This is a genomic window from Blastococcus sp. MG754426 (assembly GCF_021699055.1).
Lineage (GTDB): Bacteria > Actinomycetota > Actinomycetes > Mycobacteriales > Geodermatophilaceae > Blastococcus.
Genome location: NZ_SSXC01000028.1, coordinates 31,020 through 49,976, shown reverse-complemented (window position 1 = coordinate 49,976; position 18,957 = coordinate 31,020). Strand labels below are relative to the sequence as shown.

Genomic DNA, 18,957 nt, shown 5'->3' with positions numbered 1-18,957 from the left:
CGCCGAACTGCTCGAGCGGGGCGAGGCCGTGCTCCTCGACGTCCGCGAGCCACAGGAGTGGGCAGCGGGCCACGCCCCGCAGGCCGAGCACCTGCCGCTCGGTCTCCTCACCCCGGAGGCGGTGCCGCGGGACCGGCCGGTCGTCGCCGTCTGCCGTTCGGGTAACCGCTCGGGCAAGGCCGCCGACGCCCTGGCCGCTGCCGGCGTGCGGGTGCACAACCTGACCGGCGGCATGCAGGCGTGGGCGCAGGCAGGCCTCCCGGTCGTCACCGACGACGGGAAACCGGGCGCCGTCGCGTGATCGTCGCCGCCACGCTCGGGCTCGGCCTGCTCATCGGTCTCAGCCTGGGCGCCCTGGGGGGTGGCGGATCCGTCCTCACCGTCCCGGCCCTGGTCTACGTCATCGGCCAGGACGCGCGCGCGGCCACGACCAGCAGCCTGTTCATCGTCGGCATCACCTCGGCCATCGCCGCGCTCGGGCACGCCCGCAGCGGCCGGGTGCGCTGGGGCGTGGGCGTCGCCTTCGGGATCACCGGCATCGCGGCCGGCTTCGCCGGGACCGTGGTCAACCGGCTGGTGGACCCCGATGTCCTCCTGCTCGGCTTCGCCACGGTGATCGTCGTCGCCGCCGTGGGCATGCTCGCCAGCAGCGGAGACGAGACGCTCCCGCGAGAAGAGGGTGACGCACCACAGCCCGCACGACGCCGGACAGCCGGGTGGATCGGACGGATCGCCGGCGCCGGCCTGCTCGTCGGCTTCATGACCGGCCTCTTCGGCGTCGGCGGCGGCTTCGTGATCGTCCCGGCGCTCACCCTCGCCCTGGGCATGTCCATGCCGCGCGCGGTCGGCACGTCGCTGGTCGTCATCTCGATCAACTCCGGTGGCGCCCTGCTGGCCCGGGCCGGGACAGCGCAGTTCGACTGGGCGGTGATCGTCCCGTTCACGCTGGCCGCCGTCGCGGGCTCGCTCGGCGGTGCGCGGGTCGCCAGCCGGGTGTCCGGGACGACGCTCACCCGCGTCTTCGCCGTCCTGCTCCTCGCCGTCGCGGCCTACACCGCCACCTCGAGCCTGATCTCGCTCTTCGGCTGACCGGCGGGAACACGGCGCGACCCTGGCCGGTTCATACCCCCGCGGGTATCCGACGCCGAAAGGACCACATCATGAGCTCGACCGCCCTCACCGCCTCGACCTTCCAGGACACCGTCGACCGCGACGGCATCGTGCTGGTCGACTTCTGGGCCGCCTGGTGCGGTCCCTGCCGGGCCTTCGCACCGGTCTTCGAAGCCGCGGCGCAGCGGCACCCGGACATCGTCTTCGGCAAGGTCGACACCGAGGCCGAGCAGGAGCTGGCCGCCGCTGCCGGGATCCGGTCGATCCCGACCCTCATGGCCTTCCGCGACGGCGTCCTCGTGTTCGCGGAACCCGGCGCCCTGCCCGCCGAGGCGCTGGAGGGGCTCGTCGCCGCGGTGCGCGGGCTGGACATGGACCGGGTGCGCGCCGACCTCGCCGACCAGCGCCGCACCGCCTGATCGGCCGTGCCGAACGCTGAGCCGCACGTGAGCCGCGCCGGCCGGGTCGAACTGGGCCTGCGGCAGAACGCCGCCCAGTTCGCCCTGCTCGTCGCGGTCAACGCCCTGGTGGGTGGCATGGTCGGCCAGCAGCAGACGGTTCTGCCGCTGCTCGCCGAGAGCCAGTTCGGGCTGACCGGCTACACCTTCGTCTTCACCTACGTGGCCGCGTTCGGGATCACGAAGGCGGCGGCCAACTGGTTCGCCGGCACGCTGTCGGACCGCTACGGGCGCAAGCCTGTGCTGCTGGTCGGCTGGCTGTTCGCGGTCCCCGTGCCGCTGATGCTGATCGCCGCCCCGAACTGGGGCTGGGTCGTGGCGGCGAACGTGCTGCTCGGCATCAACCAGGGACTCACCTGGTCCACCACCGTGGTCATGAAGATCGACCTGGTCGGTCCCAGGCAGCGCGGGTTGGCGATGGGTCTCAACGAGGCGGCCGGCTACGGCGCGGTCGCGGTCACCTCCCTGCTCGCCGGCTACCTGGCCGGGGAGTACGGCCTGCGCCCGGCGCCCTTCCTGCTCGGGCTCTTCTACATCGCCCTGGCCCTGCTGCTGTCCGGCGCGTTCGTGCGGGAGACCCGCGGCCACGCCCACCTCGAGGCGGGGACGCACGTCCCCCGCGCCGACGGCCGCCACGACCACCTGCACGCCGGCCTCACCGACCGCCAGATCTGGGCCCAGACCAGCCTCAAGGAGCCCGCGCTGTCCTCGGCCAGCCAGGCCGGGCTGGTCAACAACCTCAACTTCGGCCTCTCCTGGGGCCTGTTCCCGCTGCTGTTCGCCACCGCCGACCTGCCCGTGGGGCAGATCGGCCTGCTGTTCGCGCTGTACCCCGGCGTGTGGGGAGCCGGGCAGCTGATCACCGGCGCCCTGTCCGACCGGATCGGGCGCAAGCACCTCGTCACCGCCGGCATGGCCATCCAGTCCGTCGCCCTCGCGGTCATCGCCGCATCCGACGGTTTCGCCGGGTGGGCCACCGGCACCGCGCTGCTCGGAGCCGGCACCGCGATGGTCTACCCCACCCTGCTCGCGGTCATCGGCGACGTGGCACACCCCGCTTGGCGCGGACGGGCCGTGGGCGTCTACCGGGTCTGGCGCGACCTCGGCTATGCCGTCGGCGCCGTCCTCGGCGGGATCGTGGCCGACCTCCTGGGTCTGCACGCCGCTGTCTGGGCCGCCGCGGCCGTCAGTGCCGGCTCCGCCCTCGCCGTCACCGTGCGCATGTACGAGACCCACCGGCGGCCGGCGCGGACGACGTCCGACGGGGACCCGGGCGCCGACGGACGCTGAACCGGGCCCGCCCGGGCACGGTGCCGGACCGACCAGGAGGCCCGGGCCGGCGCCCTACCTGAGGAGACTCCGCGCGATCACCATGCGCTGCACCTGGTTGGTGCCCTCGTAGATCTGGGTGATCTTCGCGTCGCGCATCATCCGCTCGACCGGGAAGTCCTGGGTGTAGCCGGCCCCGCCGAACAGCTGGACGGCGTCGGTGGTCACCTGCATCGCGGTGTCGGAGGCGAACGCCTTGGCCGCGGCCGAGACCCGGGTGACGTCGGGCCGGCCCTGCTCCCCCGCGGCGGCGGCGACGTAGACCAGGTGGCGGGCCGCCTGGATCTTCATCTCCATGTCGGCGAGCATGAACTGCACGCCCTGGAACTCACCGACGGCCTTGCCGAACTGCTTGCGCTCCTTCACGTAGGCCACCGAGGCGTCCAGCGCCCCCTGCGCGACCCCGACCGCCTGCGCGCCGATGGTCGGCCGGGTGAAGTCCAGCGTGCGGAGCGCGGTCTTGAAGCCGGTGCCCGGCGCGCCGATGATCCGGTCGGCGGGGATGGTGCAGTCGGTGAAGTAGAGCTCGCAGGTGGGCGAGCCCTTGATGCCCATCTTCCGCTCCTTGGGCCCCACCGCGAAGCCCGCGTCGTCGCGGTGCACCGCGAACGCGGAGATGCCGTTGGGCCCCTTCTCCGGGTCGGTCACGGCCATGACGGTGTACCACTCGGAGACGCCGGAGTTGGTGATCCAGGCCTTGGTCCCGTTGAGCACCCAGGTGTCGCCCTCGAGCCGGGCGCGGGTCTTCATGGCGGCGGCGTCGGAGCCCGCCTCGCGCTCGGAGAGGCCGTAGCTGATCATCGCCTCGCCGGCGGCGATGGGCCCCAGCACCTGCTGCTTGAGGGCCTCGTCGGCGGAGAGGATCACCGGCATCGAGCCCAGCTTGTTCACCGCGGGGATCAGCGAGGCGCTGACGTCGACCCGGGCGACCTCCTCGATGACGATGCAGGTCGCGATCGCGTCCGCGCCCTCGCCCCCGTACTCCTCGGGGATGTGGGTCGCGTGGAAGCCCGCGGCGGTGAGCGCCTTCTGCGCCTCGATCGGGTAGCGGGACTCGGCGTCCACCTCGGCGGCGTACGGGGCGATCTCCCGCTCGGCGATGTCGCGCACCGCCTCGCGGATGGCCTCGTGCTCCTCGGTCAACGCGTACAGCCCGCTGTTCGTACCCACGTCTCCGATCGTAGGACGTCCGACTACCCGCCGGTCGCGAGGCGCTCCTGCAGGGTGAGGTCCCGCGCGACGACGCTTTCGGCGAGCTCGGCCTGGAACCGCTCGACCCGGCCCCGCAGCTCCGCGTCCCCCGCGGCGAGGATGCGCACGGCCAGGAGACCGGCGTTCCGGCCACCGCCGATCCCCACCGTCGCCACCGGCACGCCGGCGGGCATCTGCACGATGGAGAGCAGGCTGTCCAGGCCGTCGAGCCGGTCCAGGGGGCGGGGCACGCCGATCACCGGCAGCGGCGTGGCCGCGGCGACCATGCCCGGCAGGTGGGCCGCCCCACCGGCGCCGGCGACGATCACCCGCAGCCCGCGGCCGGCGGCGGCCTCGGCGTAGTCGAGCATCCGGCGTGGGGTGCGGTGCGCCGACAGCACGTGCGCCTCCCAGGCGACGCCGAACTCCGCCAGGGCCTCGGCGGCCGGCTGCATCACCGGCCAGTCCGAGTCGCTGCCCATGACGATGCCGACGACCGGGTCGCTCATGCCCTGCTCCTCAGTGCTCGGGGTCGTGCGGGAAGGCGAAGGCCGGGTCGACGACGCCGTCGGCCAGGTAGCGGGCCGCGGCGACCGCCCGCGCCCGCGCCTCGGCGAGGTCGGCGCCGAGCGCGGTGACGTGGCCGAGCTTGCGGCCCGGGCGCTGGGTCTTGCCGTACCAGTGCAGCTTCACGTCGGGCCAGTGCGCCATGAGGTGGTGGATCCGCTCGTCGAGCGCCGGCCCGGACCAGTCCTCCCGCGCAGCGGCGCCGCCGAGCACGTTGGCCATCACGACCGCCGGGGCGACCATCTCCGTGGAACCCAGCGGGTAGTCCAGGACGGCGCGCAGGTGCTGCTCGAACTGGCCGGTGCGCGCGCCCTCGATGGTCCAGTGCCCGGAGTTGTGCGGGCGCATGGCCAGCTCGTTGACCAGCACCCCGTCGGCGGTCTGGAACAGCTCCACGGCGAGCATGCCCACGACGCCGAGGCGGTCGGCGATGCGCACCGCCAGCTCCTGCGCCGCGGTCGCCAGCTCGTCGGAGAGACCCGGGGCGGGGGCGTACACCTCGGCGCAGACCCCGTCGCGCTGCACGGTCTCGACCACCGGCCACACCGCGACCTGGCCGAACGGCGACCGGGCCACCTGCGCCGACAGCTCGCGCACCATGCGCACGCGCTCCTCCGCCAGGAGGGTGCCGTGCCGCTCGAGCAGCTCGGCGACCGCATCCGGCCCGTGCACCACGAAGACACCCTTGCCGTCGTAGCCGCCGCGCGGGGTCTTGAGCACGACCGGCCAGCCGACCTCGTCGGCGAAGGCGGTGACGTCGTGGACGGTGTGCGCCTCCACCCAGGCCGGCTGCGGCTCCCCCGCCTCCCTGAGCGCGCGGCGCAGCACCAGCTTGTCCTGCGCGTGGACCAGCGCCTCCGGGCCGGGTGCCACCCGGGTGCCCTCCGCGACGAGGGTGCGCAGGTGCTCGGTGGGCACGTGCTCGTGGTCGAAGGTGACGACCGTGGCGCCCTCGGCCAGGGCTCGCAGGTCACCCAGGTCGCGGTGGTCGCCGATCCGGACGTCGGCGCTGACGAGGGCTGCGGACTCCTCCGGCCCCGCGGACAGCACCCGCAGCGACTGCCCCAGGGCGATCGCGGCCTGCTGCATCATGCGGGCCAGCTGCCCACCCCCCACCACGGCGACCACGGGCAGACCGGTTCGCGGGTCCAGGGCGGCAGGCACGGATCGGAGGCTATCCCGGCCGCCGCGACCGGAGACGCGGCACCGGGCGGGTAGCTCCGTACAGTGGCTCGACGTGGGACCAATCCACCGGTTGCGCGGTCTGCTGCGCCGGGGGGAACGCCGCCTGGCGCGCGAGCTGGGCGCCTTCGGGGTCGTCGGGGCCGCCTGCTTCCTGGTCGACCTCGGCCTGTTCCAGCTGCTCTACGCCCACCTCGACGCGGGCGCGGTGACCGCGAAGCTGGTCGCGGGGGTGGTGTCGACGTCGCTGGCGTTCCTCGGCCACCGGTTCTGGTCGTTCAGCCGCCGCGCCCGTACCGGGCTGCCGCGCGAGTACTCGCTGTTCGCGCTGGTCAACGTCGCCACCCTGCTGCTGAGCCTGGGCATCGTGGCCCTCGTGCGCTACCCGCTGGGCCAGGAGTCGGCCGTCGTGCTCCAGGCGGCCAACGTCGTGGCGATCGCCGTCGGCACCGTCGTCCGCTTCGTCGTCTACCGGCGGTGGGTGTTCCCCGCCGGGGTGGCGGACCGGCCGGGGCGCCCGTCGGCGGAGGTGGCCACGGGGCGCCTGTGACTGCGGCGACGCAGGCGACCGCCGATCCGGTCGCTCGACCGCTCCGGCCGCCCGGCCGGGTTACCGTCGCTGCGTGTCAGACCAGGCCCAGGAGCGCCGGGACCGCATCCGGTCCCTCGCCGTCGCGTACGCGCGGGACCCTGCCGTACGGTCCGTCGCCGTCGTCGGCAACAAGCCCCTGGACCCCGACCCGGAGCGCGCCGCGGCCATCGACGGCTGCGACCTCGTCGTGCGGGTGAACGGGTTCCGCCTCGACGACTCCCCCGCGGAGCAGACCTACGGCATGCGCGCGGACGTCGTCTTCTTCAACCGCGCGCTGCGGGCGACGCCGTGGTTCTTCGCCGGCTACCAGGACCGGATGCACCTCATGGTCGAGCCCGGGCGGCTGCACTGGGAGCCGGACCTGGTGCCGTCGTGGTGGCCCGCCGACCTCGGTCACCTGCACGTCAACAACGACGACCTCACGCTGCCGCTCTCCGAGGACCTCGGGCTGGACTCGCGCACGGAGGGCCTGTGGTCCACCACCGGCACCATGGCCGCCTGGTGGGCCCGCACGACCTTCCCGGAGGCCCGGCTGGAGCTGGCCGGCTACAGCTTCGTCGACGACCCCGAGCAGACCCGGTGGGCGCACGCCTCCGGTGACGACTGCATCGTGGGGCCCGAGCACCGCATCGCCCTCGAGGCCGAGCTGTTCCGCCGCTGGGCGGCGGCCGGCCGCACGACCCTCTGGTCCTGACGCCCCCGCGCCCGGCCGACCGGCGGGGCGCCACCGAGATGGAGGAGATCCCGTGAGGCTCCGCACGAAGCTGACCCACCGCATCAACCGGTCCGTCGCCTGGCGGGTCGAGGAGATGATCGAGGGGCTGCGCGGCGAGGTCGCCGACATGCGGCGCCACCTCGACGACCTCGGGCACCGCACCCACGAGCTGGCCGACCGCGGGGCCGACGTGGAGAAGCGGCTCGGCGAGGTGCAGCACCGCCTCGACGCGGTGGAGCGCGAGTCCTCCTGGTCGGCCAACGAGCTGGCCCGCCTCGCGCCGCAGGCCGCCGCCTTCGAGACCCGGCTGGAGCAGGTGGCCCGGCCGACCGTGCTCACCGGAGAGCTGGCCGACCTCCCGGAGGCGCGCCTCCTGCTCGACGTGGTCCGGGAGGAGCACGCCCGGGTGCGGGCCCGGCTGTCGCTGGTCTCCGCCTACGAGGAGCGGCTCCGCCGGCTCGAGCAGCGGACGGCCCCCCAGGGCCGGTCGTGAGCGCCCTCGACCGCCTGCTCACCGGCGGCGGCGCCCCGTGGGTGATCGCCGAGCTGTCGGCCAACCACGACGGCAGCCTGCAGCGTGCCCTGGACACGATCGACGCCATAGCGGCGACCGGCGCCCAGAGCGTGAAGTTCCAGACCTACCGCGCCGAGTCGATGACGCTGGACTCCGACGGCGAGCCGTTCCGCATCAGCGGTGAGCACGGGCTGTGGGGCGGCCGGCGGCTGTTCGACCTGTACCGCGAGGCCGGCACGCCCTACGAGTGGCACGCGCAGCTGTTCGCCCACGCCCGCGAGCGCGGCCTCGTCCCCTTCTCCAGCCCCTTCGACGCCGGCGCCGTCGAGCTGCTGGAGAGCCTGGACTGCGCCGTCTACAAGATCGCCTCGGCCGAGCTGGTGGACCTGCCGCTGATCCGGCTGGTCGCCTCGACCGGCAAGCCGGTCGTCCTCTCGACCGGCATGGCGACGCTGGCCGAGATCGAGGCTGCCCTGTCGGCCGCCCGCGACGCCGGCTCCGGTGACCTCGTGCTGCTGAGCTGCACCGCCGCCTACCCGGCCGACCCGGCGGCCAGCCACCTGGCGAACATCGCGGTGCTGCGGGAGGCGTTCGGGGTGCCCGTGGGGCTCTCCGACCACACGCCGGGCATCGGCGTCCCGGTGGCCGCTGTCGCCCTCGGCGCGGTCGCGGTCGAGAAGCACGTGATGCTGGACCGCGACGGCGGCGGGGTGGACTCCGCGTTCTCCCTGGTGCCCACCGAGCTCGGCGACCTGGTGCGCGAGTGCACCGCGGCGCGGGCGGCGGTCGCCCCGGCACCCCGGTTCGGCGTGCGCCCGGGAGAGGAGGAGACCGCCCGGATGCGCCGCTCCCTGTGGGTCGTGGCGGACGTCGCCGCCGGTGACGTCGTCGGTCCCGGCACGGTCCGCGCCCTGCGGCCCGGCGGCGGGCTGCCCCCGGCGCGGTGGGACGACGTCGTCGGGCGGCCGTTCGCCCGGGCGGTGCCCGCCGGGACCCCGCTGGGCTGGGACGTCCTCGGGGCCGCGGGCAGCTGAGCGGAGCCGGCGCTCAGGCGCCGAAGAACCGCCGGACCAGCTCGCAGACCCGGTCGACGTCGTCGTCGGCCAACCCGACGAAGAGCGGCAGCGAGATCTCCTCCCGGTACCACTGCTCCGCGACCGGGCACTCCCCGCGGCGGTAACCGAGGTCGGCGAAGGCGGGGTGCCAGTGGGCGGGGACGTAGTTGACCTGCACGCCGATGCCCGCGGCCCGCAGGTGCTCGAACAGCGCCTTCCGGGCCTCGGCCGGGACCCGCGCCGGGTACAGGTGCCAGGCGACGGTCGCGTCGTCCGGCCGGTGCGGCGTGCGCACCTCCGGGACGTCGGCGAGCGCGGCGTCGTACCGCGCGCTGATCTCGGCTCGGCGGGCGACGAAGCCGGCCAGCCGCGCCAGCTGGCTGGAACCCAGGGCGCAGAGGACGTCGGGCAACCGGTAGTTCAGGCCGAGGGCGTGCACCTCCTGGTGCCACGGGCCCTCGTCGGGCCAGCGCTGCTCCCGCGGGTCGCGCACGAGCCCGTGGTTGCGGAAGGCCGCGGCGCGGGCGACCAGCCCCGGGGAGGTGCTCACCACCGCGCCGCCCTCGGCCGTCGTGAGGTTCTTGGTCGCGAAGAAGCTCAGCGTGGTGAGGTCGGCCAGCGAGCCCACGGGGCGGCCGCGCCAGACGGTGCCGATCGAGTGGGCCGCGTCCTCCATCAGCAGCGCGCCGGCGTCGTCGGCGACCGCGCGGAGCGCGTCCATGTCCGCCGGCAGGCCCGCGTAGTCGACGGCCGTGACGACGGCGGTCCGGTCGGTGACGGCGGCCGCCGCCGCGGCCGGGTCGAGGCAGCCGGTGCGCTCGTCCACGTCGGCGAAGACGACCCGGGCGCCCAGGAGCGCGGCGGTGGCCGCGGTCGCGACGAAGGTCAGCGTCGGGACGACGACCTCCTGGCCGGCCCCGACGCCGGCGGCCGCGTAGGCGGTGTGCAGCGCCGCGGTCCCCGAGGTGACCGCCACCGCCGGGTGGCCGCCGGTCCAGCCGGCGAGGTCGGCCTCGAAACGGGCGACCGCCGGTCCCGTCGTCAGGTACTCGCCGCTGACCGCCGCGGCGACCGCGGCGACGTCGGACTCGTCCACCGACTGGCGGGCGTAGGGCAGCATCCGGTCAGTCCAGCCCGGCGATGAGCTCGCGGAGCCCGGGCACGTCGAGGAGCAGGTCGTTGGTGTCGGAGCGGTAGGCGAAGCCGTCGGCCATCTGCTCCCCCGCCGGCGGCTGGTAGCCCCAGCCGGCCAGGTAGGGGGTGATGACGTACCGGTCGCCGATGAGCAGGGTCCGCCGCGAGTCGTCGGCGGCGATCATCTCCTCGTGCAGCTTCTCGCCCGGGCGGATGCCGACCTCGACGGTCTCGGCCCCGGGCGCGATCGCCTCGACCAGGTCGAGCAGGCGGGTGCTGGGGATGCGCGGGACGTACAGCTCGCCGCCGTCCATGAGGTCCAGCGAGGAGACGACGAAGTCCACCGCCTGCGGCAGGGTGATCCAGAACCGCGTCATGCGGCGGTCGGTGATCGGCAGCGGCTTGCCCTCCTCCGCCAGCCGACGGAACAGCGGGATGACGCTCCCGCGGCTGCCCATGACGTTGCCGTAGCGGACCACGCTGAAGCGGGTCTCCTGGTGGGCGGCGTAGTGGTTGGCCGAGATGAACAGCCGGTCGGCGCAGAGCTTGGTCGCGCCGTAGAGGTTGATCGGGCTGGACGCCTTGTCGGTGGAGAGCGCCACCACCTTGCGGACGCCCGCGTCGATGGCGGCCTCGACCACGTTCTCCGAGCCGTTGACGTTGGTGCGGATGTACTCGACGGGGTTGTACTCGGCGGTGTCCACCTGCTTGAGCGCGGCGGCGTGGACGACGAAGTCGACGCCGTGCATGGCCCGGCGCAGCCGCTCGCGGTCGCGGATGTCGCCGATGAACCAGCGCAGCCGCTCGTCGTCGCCGAACTGGGCGCGCATGTCCGACTGCTTGAGCTCGTCCCGGCTGAAGACGACGATCCGGGTCGCGCCGAGCTCCAGCGCGCGCTGGACGAACGCCTTGCCGAAGGAGCCGGTGCCCCCCGTGACGAGGACGGATGCGCCGTCCAGCGAGGTGGGGCCGGTCAGGTGGGTCACGTACTGCTCCCTCGTGTTCGGTCGAGCCCTCGCGATGGTGTCACAGCCGGGGCCCCTCTCCCGGGTCGGGCAGGATGACCGGCATGCGCGTGGCTGCCGTCGTCCAGGCCCGGATGGGCTCCACCCGGCTGCCCGGCAAGGTGCTGCGCCCGCTCGGCGGGCGACCGGTCCTCTCCTGGGTCCTGCGGGCCGCGCGGGAGAGCGGCTGCCTCGACCGCGTGGTGGTCGCGACGAGCACGCTGCCGGAGGACGACGCGGTCGCCGGCGCCGCGCGCGCCGAGGGCGCCGAGGTGGTCCGTGGCGACGCCGACGACGTGCTGGCCCGCTACCTGCTGGCCCTCGAGCAGCACCCGGCGGACGCGGTGCTGCGGCTGACCTCGGACTGCCCGCTGCTGGACCCCGACCTGCTGCGCGCCGTGGTCGCGCTGTGGCGGGCGGCGCCGGCGTCCTGCGACTACGTGGCGACGACGCTCGAGCGCACCCTGCCCCGGGGGCTCGACGCGGAGCTGGTCACGGCGGGGGCGCTGCTGCGGGCCGGGCGGGAGGCGGAGGGCTACCACCGGGCGCACGTCACCTCCTACGTGTGGAGCCACCCGGAGCTGTTCCGGCTCAGCGGGCTGGTGGTGCGCCCGGCGGCCGCCGATCTCCGGTTGACCCTGGACACCCCCGAGGACGCCGCCCTCCTCGACGCGGTGGTCGCCGCGATCGGGGACCGGGCCCCGTCGTGGCGGGAACTCGTCGAGCTGATGCGGTCCCGCCCGGAGCTCGCCTCGCTCAACGCGACCGTGGTGCAGAAGGCGCTCGAGGAGGGCTGAGCCCCGCCGCTCACCCGGCCAGGCGCGAGCCGTTGCGGCCGGCGACGACCTCGAGCCGCGTCGGGATGCGGGTCCGCAGCTCCTCGAGGTGGCTGATGACGCCCACCGTGCGCCCGCCGCGACGGAGCTCGTCGAGCACCGTCATCACCGCGTCCAGCGCCTGCGCGTCCAGCGTGCCGAACCCCTCGTCCACGAAGAGGGTGTCGATGCGGACCCCTCCGGTCTCCGCGGTGACCACGTCGGCGAGCCCCAGGGCCAGCGCCAGGGAGGCCATGAAGCTCTCCCCGCCCGACAGGGTCTTGGTGGGCCGCCGGGCCCCGGTGTACTCGTCGAACACGTCCAGCCCCAGGCCACCGCGGGCACCGTGCCGGCCCTGGGCGTCGCTGTGCAGGAAGGTGTAGCGCCCGCCCGACATGTCCAGCAGCCGCCGGCTGGCCACCTCGGCGACCTGCTCGAGGCGGGCGGCCAGCACGAACGACTGCAGCCGCATCCGGCGTGCGTTGGCCCCCCGGCCGTGCGCCAGGTCGGCCAGCGCGGTCACCTGGTCGCTCCAGGCCCGCAGCTCGGCCAGCGTGAGCTCGGCCGCGCTGACCCGCCCCACCAGCTCCTCCAGCGAGCCCGTGCAGCGGCGCGCCTGCTCCAGCTCGGCCACCGCCTCCTCCCGCCGGCGGGTGCCCCCGGCGCAGCGGGCCTCGAGCGCCGCCAGGTCGGGCCGCGCGGGCAGGTCGGCGAGCTCCGGGTCGGTCAGCTGGGCGCGCAGGACGGCCACCCGCTGGTCGTGCCCGTCGAGCCGGCCGTCCAGCTCGGCCAGGCGGCCGGGGCCGGGCAGCGCGGACTCCGCGGCGCGGGCGTCGTCGAACCCGGCGGTCACGGCCCGCTCCTCCGCCGCCCGGCGGGCCGCCTCCGCCTCGACGCGGGTGCGCAGCTCATCCACCTCGGCGGCGACCACCGCCTCGCAGGCGTCGGCGGCCGCCGACAGCCGGGCGACGCGGGCGGCGAGGTCGGCGTCCTCCCCGCGGGCGGCGGCCAGCCGCGCGGTGAGCTCGGCGAGCCCGGCGCCCAGTGCGTCCCGCTCGGCGGTCCGCGCGCGCAGCTCCTCCCGGTCGGCACCGAGGCGGGCGGCCACCTCCTCCCGCCGGCCGACCAGCTCGCGCAGGCGAGCCTCGGCCGGGGCGAGCCCCGCGGCCAGGCCGGTCGCGGTGCGCACCGCTGCGGTGAGCTCGGCGACGCGGCCCGCCTGCTCCTCCGGCGGCAGCTCGCCGGCGCGCGCCCGCAGGCCGGCGAGCTCCCGCTCCGCCGCCTCCAGGCGTCCGGTCGCCGCGGTGAGCGCTGCCTCCGCGGCGTCGGCGACCACGCGGGCGGCGTCCTCGTCGGCGGCCGTGACCCGCTCGCCACCCGGTGCTGCGGGCCGCGGGTGCTCGACGGCGCCGCAGACCGGGCAGTCTGCGCCGTCGGTGAGCCCGGCGGCGAGCTCGGCGGCCATGCCGTCCAGCCGCCGGGCGCGCAGGTCCAGCCAGCGCTCCCGGGCGTCCGCGCGGGCGTCGCGCGCGGACGCGGTGTCCTCGCGCAGCCCGTGGAGCGTCCCGTCCAGCTCCGCCGCCGCCCGGCCGGCCACGAGCGCCGCCTCGGCGGACTCCAGCGACGCGCGCAGACCCGGCAGCTCCGCGGTGGCCGCCCGCGCCCGGGCCACCTCCTGCTCCTGCCCGGCGACCTGCTCCGGGAGGGCGGCGAGGTCCTGCTCCCCCGCCCGGCACCGCCCGGTCAGCTCGCCGACCTGCCGGGCGAGCGCTGCGACGGACCGCTCCAGGGCACGGGCGCGGTCCACCTCGGGGAGCAGCGCACGCGCCTCGGCGGCCCCGTCCCGCAGCTCGCGCGCCACCAGGCCGTCGGCCGGGCGGCCGCCGGCGACCGGCTGCCACGCCGCGACGGCGCCGGCCAGCACCGCGGCGGCCCGCTCGGCCGCGCGGCCGGCCGCACCCGCGGCGTCCAGCACGTCGCGCAGCGGCTCGGCCCGTCGAGCGGCGTCGCGCTCGGCCCGCAGGCGCGTGAGCCCCGGCTCGCGCCGCTCGAGGTCGGCGAGCTCCGCTGCCGCCTGGTCCCGCCGGACGTGCCGCGCGGCGAGCGCGCGGGCCCCGGCCAGCTCGGTGTCCGCGGCGGCCACCTCGGCGGCGGCCGCGTCCGCGCGCGCGGTGGCCGACGCGAGCCGCGCCTCCGCGGTCGCGCGGACGTCGGCGACCCAGCGGAGCACGCCCCCGCCGGCACCCGCGCCCACCAGCTCGGGGGCGAGCTCCTCGGGCACGTCGACGTCGGCGGCCTGGGCGACGCGGTCCAGCAGGGCACCGAGCTGGTGGCGGGCCTCCTCGGTGCGCGCGCGGACCGCCGTCCGTTCCTCGGCGAGCCACTCCTCGGCACGGGCGAAGCGGTCGACGTCGAAGAGCGTGCGGAGCAGCTCGGTGCGGTGCTCCGGCTCCGCCCGCAGGAAGCGCGCGAAGTCGCCCTGCGGGAGCAGCACCACCTGGCAGAACTGGTGCACGTCCAGCCCGAGCCGGGCGCGCAGGTGCTCCGAGCCCTCGTCGATGCGCGTGCTGACCGGCTCCCACCCGCCGTCGGTGAGCCGGGAGACCACCAGCTTGGCCTGCTCGGTCGCCCAGCCCTCGCCGCGCTTCTTCGGCCGCTGCTGCTCGGGCCGCCGCACGACCCGGAGCCGCTCCTCCCCGAGGGTCAGCTCGCAGCTGACCTCGGTGCGGGTGGCCGCGTCGGCGTGGTCGCTGCGCAGCCGCTTCTCCTCGCCGCGGGCACCGGGGACCCGCCCGTAGAGGGCGAAGACGACGCCGTCCAGCAGCGTGGTCTTGCCCGCGCCGGTGGGCCCCCACAGCAGGAACAGCCCGTCGCGGCCCACCTCGTCGAGGTCGACCTCCACCGTGCCCGCGAAGGGGCCGAACGCCGTCAGGGACAGCCGGTGCAGCCTCATCGGGTCGCCTCCTCGCGGTCGGCGGCGCCCAGCGCCCGCGCCAGCAGCTCCCGCTCGGCGGCGCTCGCCGGGACACCGCGCACCGCGCTGACGAACTCGCCCGCGATCTCCAGCGCGCTGCGCCCCCGCATCCGCTCCTGGTAGCTGCCGCCCCCGGTCGAGGCCCCGGCCCCCGTCCAGTCCAGGTGCACGCAGTGCGGGAAGCGGGTCTGCAGCCGGCGCATGGGGTCGGCCGGCCGTGCCGGGTCGGTGAGCCGGGCGGAGACGAAGTGCTGCTCCGCTGCCTCGTGGGCCGGGTCGGCGAGCAGCTCCTCCAGCGTGCCGGCGAGCACGCTCAGCGGCCGCGGGGTGGGCAGCGCGACCGGGCGCACGCCGGCCAGCCCGGCGGCGTCGAGGTCGACGAGCCAGGCCTGCTTCTGCTGCCCGGCCTCGCCGAAGGAGTAGGCCAGCGGCGAGCCGCTGTAGCGCATGCGCGGGGTGAGGGTCTGCGGGCGGTGCAGGTGCCCGAGCGCCACGTAGTCGACGCCGTCGAACACCGCGCCGGGCACCAGGTCCACACCGCCGACGCAGATGTCCCGCTCGCTGTCGCTGGCCACCCCGCCCCCGACGAAGGCGTGCGCGAGCACCACCGAGCGCGCGCCCGGCCGGAGGAACAGATCGGCGCGCACGCGGTCCATCGCCTCGCGAAGCACCGCCTCGTGCCCGCGGGCACCGGGGACCCCGAGTTCGTGCCGCGCCACCTCGGGCTCCAGGTAGGGGATGCCGTAGACGGCGACCTCCCCGTGCTCGTCGGCCAGCAGGACCGGCTCGTCGAGCCGGGCGGTGGCCGCGCGCACGTGCAGGCCCGCCGCGCTCAGCAACCCGGAGAACGTGCCCAGCCGCCGGGCGGAGTCGTGGTTGCCGGGGGTGAGCACCACCCGGGCGCCGGTGGCCAGCAGCCGGCCGACGACCCGGTCCAGCACCGCGGTGGCGTCGGCGGAGGGAACGGCGCGGTCGTAGACGTCACCGGCCACGACGACGACGTCGACCCGCTCGCTCGCGACGACCGAGGCCAGCCCGCCCAGCACCTCCTCCTGCTCGGCGAGCAGATCGGTGCCGTGCAGGGTGCGGCCGATGTGCCAGTCAGAGGTGTGCAGGAGCCGCATGGGCGCAGAAGCTAGAGAGGGGGTCCGACAGTTCCGCCCAGGCGCGCCGTGACGGATCCGTCACGGTCGGCCCCGGGAGGTCTGCCCGCGTCAGCGCACGCGCCCGGCGACCTCGGGACGGGTGCGCGTCCGCGCCGGCGTCTCCTGGGCCGGCAGCGGCGGCAGCGCGCGCCGCGGCGGCAGCTCCGCCCCGGCCGACCGCCGGTCGCCGTGCATCGCGGTCGCACGTGGCCGGCCAGCCGTGCCGTCACCGGCTCGACGTGCTCGGGCGCGTCGCCGCCCCCCACCCCGCCGCCGGCCGGGATCCGTTCGCGAGCGGCCGGGCGGCGCCCCTCGGCCGGGGCGGCGACCCGGGTCCAGAGGGCCAGCATCCGGCGCCGGGCGGGCTCCTCCACCGCCTGGTGCAGGACCGCGGCCAGCGCCATCGAGACGAGCACGATGACCGGGATGGCGAGGGCCACCGCCGGCGTCACCTGGCCGCGCCGCGACACGTCCTGCCAGGCCACGGTGATCGCCACGTCCATGACCACGAAGTGCACCAGGTAGAGGCAGTAGGAGATCCGGCCGCCGTACACCAGCGGACCGGACGAGAGCCACCGTGACGGCCCGCGCTCGCTGAGCGCCAGCCCCACGATGAGCACCGGGTAGAGGATCGTCACGATACCGGCGTAGTCGCCGCCGCCCGCGACACCCGCCCGCCAGTGGGCCCAGATGCTGCCGGTCACCACACCGACGACGCAGACCACCGACAGGACCAGGCCCCACTGCTCGGACCGCACGGAGGGACGGGTGGCGTGGAAGGCCAGGCAGGCGAGGATGCCGGCGACGAAGCAGCAGCCGATCCGCAGCACCCAGCTGGTGGCGACGTCCGGAGTGCCGTGGAGGTAGGCGTTGAGGAACAGCGGCACCATCGCGGCGCAGCCGAGCCCCAGCAGGACCACCGCCGGGAGCCGTCGCAAGGGTCGCAGGAGGAGGGCCAGCACCGGGAAGAGGAGGTAGGCGAACCACTCGGCGCTGATCGACCAGCCCGGCGGGTTGAAGCTCTGCCCGGTGAGGACGCCCTCGCCCCACATCTGGGTCATGGTCAGCTGGCGGGCGAGCTCCCCGACCGTCGCCTCGGGGTGGCGCGCGACCACGTCGACGGCCCAGCCGGCCTGCCCGATCGCGAACAGCCAGGCGAAGGCGACCACGGTGACGACGGCGTAGGACGGCCAGACCCGGGCCAGCCGGTTGAAGAGGAAGCGGAGGGACTCACCGGTCCGCCAGCGCGCGCCCATCTCGTCCAGGTAGCTGTGCGCGATGACGAAACCGCTGAGGACGAAGAACAGCTCGACGCCGGTCCACCCGGCGCGCAGCAGGGAGTGCAGCGCCGGGAGCTGGTCCAGGTACGCCGACGAGAGCCAGGCGACGTGGTAGAGCACGACCCACGTGGCGGCGACCGCCCGCAGCCCGGTGAGGGCCCTGATGTCCCGCCTCGGCGCGCCGGTCCCCGAGCGACCCTCGGCCACGTGCGCGCGCGTCGACACAGACATCCCCCAGTTCGTTCGGGCGGGACCGGTCTCCGGGCCCGCACCGACGCTAGACCGGTGAGGTCGACGGACTGAACTCGAACGATCACAGTCTGCAATCGGAGTTGTGGGCAGGTGGTGCCAAGCCACGGCACACCCGTCACAGGAGTCCCGTCAGAAGTCGCCGTGGTCCCCGTGCCACCCGGCGCCCTGCTGCGCCCGGCGCTCGGCGTCCTCCTCGATCATCACGTTGAGCAGGTGCTGCACGCCGTCGCTGTCGGGGATCCGGTGGAGCACCGTCGGGCCGCTGTCGCCGGCGGTCTCGATGGTGAGCGTGCCCGAGTTGACGATCCGCTCCCAGAGGCTCTGGCTGTAGGAGACGTCGGTGATCCGGGACAGCCCCAGGTCCCGCCCGCGGCGGGCGAGGATGCCCTCGCGGAAGAGCAGCCGGTGGGTGGTGACCACGTAGTGCGTCGTCCGCCAGCGCAGCAGCGGCACGACGACGAGGACGAGCAGGAGCACGACGGCGAGGCCCACGATCGCCAGCCGGTAGACCCCCTGCTGCCGGCCCGGGGGCACCAGGGCGGCTCCGAAGGAGGCGCCCCCGACGACGAGCAGGAAGAGGAGCACCGGGCGGACGAGGGTCAGCCAGTGGGGGTGCAGGTGGCGCACGACCTCTTCGTCGTCGGCGAGCAGCTTGTCGGGGTACGGCACCCCACCAGGATGCCGCCGATCCGGTCGCGGGCGGGGTGCGCGACGCCCCCGGCGCGTCCGCCTCGGACCGTCAGGCGCGCCGGACGTGCCGGACGTCGCCGCTGGCGAGCTCCACCTGCCCCTCGGCGGTGTCGAGCACCAGCCGGCCGTCCCAGTCGATCGCCCGCGCGGTGCCCACGAGCGCCGACCCGTCGGGCATCGACACCTCGACGGTGCTGCCGACGGTCGAGGACCAGGTGAGGTAGTCCCGGGCGAGCCCGGAGACGACCGGGTCGCCCAGCGCCTCGCGCCACGCCGCGTAGCGCCGCTCGACCGCCCGCAGGAAGGCCAGCAGCACCGGACCGCGGTCCACGGTCCCGTCGGTCACGGCCGACAGGGACGTACCGGTCGCCGGGAGCTCTGCCTCCGTCGTCGAGACGTTGAGGCCGACGCCGACGACGACGCCCGGCGCCTCACCGGCCCCGCCGACCGACTCGGCGAGGATGCCGGCGAGCTTGCGCCCGTCCCGCGCCAGCAGGTCGTTGGGCCACTTCACCGTCGCCAGCACGCCGGTGACGTCCCGCACCGATTCGGCCAGCGCCACGCCGGTGAGCAGCGGCAGCCAGCCACGGCGGGCGGCGGGCACGTCGGGGCGCAGGAGGAAGGAGACGGTGAGGCCGGCGCGGGGCGGCGACGTCCACACCCGGTCCAGGCGACCGCGTCCGGTGACCTGGTGCTCGGCCACCAGCACGGTGCCCTCGGGGGCGCCGTCCGCGGCGGCGGTGGCCAGCGCGGCGTTCGTGGAGCCGATCTCCTGCACCACCTCGATCGAGCGCCACAGGGCGGTGTCGCGCGTGAGGGCGGCCTGCAGGGCGGCGGCGTCGAGGCCGGGTCGCTCGAGATCGGACCAGCGCGAGGAGGGTGTGTCGGGCACGGGGAGACGGTAGCCAGGGACGGCGGCGGACAGGGCGCTCGCGCTCGGCGGTGGGGAC

At 75.5% G+C, this 18,957-nt stretch carries 19 protein-coding genes; 9 read left to right on the top strand and 10 right to left on the bottom strand.

Translation table 11 applies throughout. From position 1 onward, the window contains the following. The 4 genes from E9549_RS11390 to E9549_RS11375 all read left to right on the top strand — a co-directional run. Window positions 1-301, top strand: a 301-nt coding sequence (locus E9549_RS11390) for a rhodanese-like domain-containing protein (RefSeq protein WP_308191119.1), incomplete at its 5' end; no start/stop codon positions are given. Beyond that, the gene (locus tag E9549_RS11385; RefSeq protein ID WP_236826651.1) at window positions 298-1,089 is read left to right on the top strand and encodes a sulfite exporter TauE/SafE family protein; all 792 of its coding nucleotides are present in this window, start codon (window positions 298-300) and stop codon (window positions 1,087-1,089) included. The genes E9549_RS11390 and E9549_RS11385, both read left to right, overlap by 4 nt. Window positions 1,090-1,160: 71 nt before the next feature. Next, window positions 1,161-1,529 carry a thioredoxin gene (gene trxA / locus E9549_RS11380; RefSeq protein WP_236826650.1) on the top strand — a complete coding sequence of 123 codons (369 nt, stop codon included), beginning with the start codon at window positions 1,161-1,163 and terminating at the stop codon, window positions 1,527-1,529. A 27-nt stretch (window positions 1,530-1,556) separates the two neighbouring features. Beyond that, window positions 1,557-2,858, top strand: coding sequence for an MFS transporter (locus tag E9549_RS11375; protein ID WP_236826649.1), 1,302 nt, complete (start codon window positions 1,557-1,559; stop codon window positions 2,856-2,858). 54 nt (window positions 2,859-2,912) lie between these two features. Here the strand turns inward: E9549_RS11375 and E9549_RS11370 are convergent, their stop codons facing one another. Genes E9549_RS11370 through E9549_RS11360 form a run of 3 tightly spaced genes read right to left on the bottom strand, consistent with a single transcriptional unit; the run spans window position 2,913 to window position 5,819 of the window. Next, window positions 2,913-4,067: an acyl-CoA dehydrogenase family protein gene (locus tag E9549_RS11370; RefSeq protein ID WP_236826648.1), complete on the bottom strand. Its 1,155-nt coding sequence runs from the start codon at window positions 4,065-4,067 to the stop codon at window positions 2,913-2,915. A 23-nt stretch (window positions 4,068-4,090) separates the two neighbouring features. Further along, window positions 4,091-4,597 (bottom strand): 5-(carboxyamino)imidazole ribonucleotide mutase, encoded by a 507-nt coding sequence (gene purE / locus E9549_RS11365; RefSeq protein WP_236826647.1) that lies wholly within the window; start codon window positions 4,595-4,597, stop codon window positions 4,091-4,093. A 10-nt stretch (window positions 4,598-4,607) separates the two neighbouring features. Next, a complete protein-coding gene (locus tag E9549_RS11360) occupies window positions 4,608-5,819 on the bottom strand; it encodes a 5-(carboxyamino)imidazole ribonucleotide synthase (protein ID WP_236826646.1) in 1,212 nt (403 codons plus the stop codon). Between the two features lie 73 nt (window positions 5,820-5,892). Between E9549_RS11360 and E9549_RS11355 the strand changes: the two genes are divergently transcribed. The 4 genes from E9549_RS11355 to pseI all read left to right on the top strand — a co-directional run bounded on the left by E9549_RS11355 (window position 5,893) and on the right by pseI (window position 8,692). Beyond that, window positions 5,893-6,387, top strand: a complete 495-nt coding sequence (locus E9549_RS11355) for a GtrA family protein (RefSeq protein WP_236826645.1) — start codon at window positions 5,893-5,895, stop codon at window positions 6,385-6,387. Between the two features lie 73 nt (window positions 6,388-6,460). Beyond that, complete coding sequence (locus E9549_RS11350) at window positions 6,461-7,123, top strand: hypothetical protein (protein ID WP_236826644.1); 663 nt, start codon at window positions 6,461-6,463, stop codon at window positions 7,121-7,123. 52 nt (window positions 7,124-7,175) lie between these two features. Continuing rightward, window positions 7,176-7,637 carry a hypothetical protein gene (locus E9549_RS11345; protein WP_236826643.1) on the top strand — a complete coding sequence of 154 codons (462 nt, stop codon included), beginning with the start codon at window positions 7,176-7,178 and terminating at the stop codon, window positions 7,635-7,637. Further along, on the top strand, window positions 7,634-8,692 hold the full coding sequence (gene pseI / locus E9549_RS11340; protein WP_236826642.1) for a pseudaminic acid synthase: 1,059 nt from the start codon (window positions 7,634-7,636) through the stop codon (window positions 8,690-8,692). Before E9549_RS11345 ends, pseI begins: the two co-directional genes overlap by 4 nt. 13 nt (window positions 8,693-8,705) lie before the next feature. On the opposite strand, the gene E9549_RS11335 is transcribed toward pseI, so the two are convergent. Both E9549_RS11335 and pseB read right to left on the bottom strand, forming a co-directional pair. After that, window positions 8,706-9,833, bottom strand: coding sequence for a DegT/DnrJ/EryC1/StrS aminotransferase family protein (locus tag E9549_RS11335; protein WP_236826641.1), 1,128 nt, complete (start codon window positions 9,831-9,833; stop codon window positions 8,706-8,708). Between the two features lie 4 nt (window positions 9,834-9,837). Next, complete coding sequence (pseB, locus tag E9549_RS11330) at window positions 9,838-10,833, bottom strand: UDP-N-acetylglucosamine 4,6-dehydratase (inverting) (RefSeq protein WP_236826640.1); 996 nt, start codon at window positions 10,831-10,833, stop codon at window positions 9,838-9,840. Window positions 10,834-10,916: 83 nt separating this feature from the next. Here pseB and E9549_RS11325 point away from each other — a divergent pair, with 83 nt between their 5' ends. Further along, window positions 10,917-11,648, top strand: a complete 732-nt coding sequence (locus tag E9549_RS11325) for a cytidylyltransferase domain-containing protein (protein ID WP_236826639.1) — start codon at window positions 10,917-10,919, stop codon at window positions 11,646-11,648. A gap of 10 nt (window positions 11,649-11,658) precedes the next feature. Here the strand turns inward: E9549_RS11325 and E9549_RS23795 are convergent, their stop codons facing one another. The 5 genes from E9549_RS23795 to E9549_RS11290 form a co-directional block, all read right to left on the bottom strand. Next, window positions 11,659-14,619, bottom strand: a complete 2,961-nt coding sequence (locus tag E9549_RS23795) for an SMC family ATPase (RefSeq protein ID WP_304505755.1) — start codon at window positions 14,617-14,619, stop codon at window positions 11,659-11,661. Next, window positions 14,616-15,764 carry an exonuclease SbcCD subunit D gene (locus E9549_RS11305; RefSeq protein ID WP_236826638.1) on the bottom strand — a complete coding sequence of 383 codons (1,149 nt, stop codon included), beginning with the start codon at window positions 15,762-15,764 and terminating at the stop codon, window positions 14,616-14,618. The genes E9549_RS23795 and E9549_RS11305 overlap by 4 nt, the downstream gene beginning before the upstream one ends. An 11-nt stretch (window positions 15,765-15,775) precedes the next feature. Next, window positions 15,776-17,296, bottom strand: a complete 1,521-nt coding sequence (locus tag E9549_RS11300) for an acyltransferase (protein ID WP_236826637.1) — start codon at window positions 17,294-17,296, stop codon at window positions 15,776-15,778. A gap of 150 nt (window positions 17,297-17,446) precedes the next feature. After that, on the bottom strand, window positions 17,447-17,986 hold the full coding sequence (locus tag E9549_RS11295; RefSeq protein ID WP_236826636.1) for a PH domain-containing protein: 540 nt from the start codon (window positions 17,984-17,986) through the stop codon (window positions 17,447-17,449). Between the two features lie 70 nt (window positions 17,987-18,056). Beyond that, window positions 18,057-18,899 carry a biotin--[acetyl-CoA-carboxylase] ligase gene (locus E9549_RS11290; RefSeq protein WP_236826635.1) on the bottom strand — a complete coding sequence of 281 codons (843 nt, stop codon included), beginning with the start codon at window positions 18,897-18,899 and terminating at the stop codon, window positions 18,057-18,059. Window positions 18,900-18,957 lie beyond the last annotated feature (58 nt).